Genomic DNA, 1,443 nt, shown 5'->3' with positions numbered 1-1,443 from the left:
TGGATCTACGTCAATATTTAGGACACATTTAAGTTAATTTTTCTTAGTGTGCTTTGAAGCTTATTTGAATATATATGTGAAGGCTTGACATGGAGCCTCTGTGCGTGTGGTGATTTGCGAAAGACGAAAGGTTAGTAAAACACATTTCGCCAGGCAAAAGCCTACCACACGCACCTCTCCAAGTAAAGCCGTGCACTTATGTCAATTTGTGCAATTATGCAGCTTGATTATGCGCTAACTCTTCCTTCTCTTGCGGGGTTAGATAACCGATACTACCGTGTATTCTTTTGCGGTTATACCAGCCCTCAATATATTTAAATAACTCTAGCCTCGCAGCGTTGAAATCTAAGTATTGAACGTGATTTACTTCTTCCTTCTTTAAAATCGCATGAAAAGACTCAATACAAGCATTGTCATAGGGGCTTCCCTTGTGACTGAAGGAATGTGTCATCTTATAGCTCTGAATCTTTTCTGCGAAGGAATCACTTGTATATTGTGAACCCAAATCAGAATGGAAGATGACGCCATCATTAGGTTTCTGTGTGATATAAGCGTTCTCTAAAGCTTTTTCTACTAAATCAGTCGTCATTGAACGTTCAAATGAATACCCAATAACCTTTTTCGAATGCAAGTCTAAAACAGATGCAAGGTAACACCAACCATCACGAAGCGTGTGAATATACGTGATATCGCCAACCCACTTTTGGTTAATCGTAGTCGTAGAAAAGTCTCTTTTAAGAATATTTTCTCGTTCTTCCACCTTTTCTTTACTAGGTGTCGGACGGAACTTTTTAACAGTGATGGACCGGATGCCAGCTTTCTTCATTAAGCGTTGAACTCGGTTAAAGCTGACCTTGTGCCCTTGTTTTTTAAGTATTTTAAAGATCTTAGGTGCACCATATCGTTTTTTACTCGCTTCATGAATCTCTATAATTTTTTCTGTGAGTTCACGGTTCTCACGGTCACGATTTGATTCTGTTTTATTCAAGGATTGGTAGTAGGTACTTTTTGGTATATCAAGGGTTTCGCACATTGTACGAATCGGGTAATCATCTTTATGTTCTGTAATAAAATCAGTTAGTTCTGTGTCATCTACTTTCGAGCGAATATGGCCATAGCCTTTTTTAAGATTTCAAGCTCCTGTTTCAAGCGAAGGTTTTCTTTTTGGATGGCATCCACTTCTTTAGGAGTAATCTCTTTGCCATCAGACCCTTCAATTGGTGTTAAATCTTTAATCCATTTGTAGATGGTTACATCAGATACGCCATACTCGCTACTTAAATCTTTTACAGAACTTCCAGAATGATAAAGATCGATAATCATTTTTTTAAAATCATCGTTATATCGTTTACCATTATTTTTTGTAATCATTGGACACATCCTCCTTGAAATTCATTGTATAAAATTTAACTTAGATGTGTCCATGAAACTATACTAGCATCA

Annotated in this window: 1 protein-coding gene; it reads right to left on the bottom strand. The window is 37.2% G+C overall.

What is annotated here, in order from left to right:
* Window positions 1–214 precede the first annotated feature (214 nt).
* Window positions 215–1,371 (bottom strand): IS3 family transposase gene (locus SPD53_RS19725; protein ID WP_442946280.1). Its coding sequence is split into 2 segments (ribosomal slippage): window positions 215–1,119 and window positions 1,119–1,371, totalling 1,158 coding nucleotides; the frame shifts between segments, so codons are not numbered across the junction.
* Between the last annotated feature and the right edge of the window lie 72 nt (window positions 1,372–1,443).

It is taken from the genome of Oceanobacillus sp. MO10714A (assembly GCF_037072045.1).
Classification (GTDB): Bacteria; Bacillota; Bacilli; order Bacillales; family Amphibacillaceae; genus Oceanobacillus; species Oceanobacillus indicireducens.
This window is presented reverse-complemented; position numbering and strand designations above follow the sequence as displayed.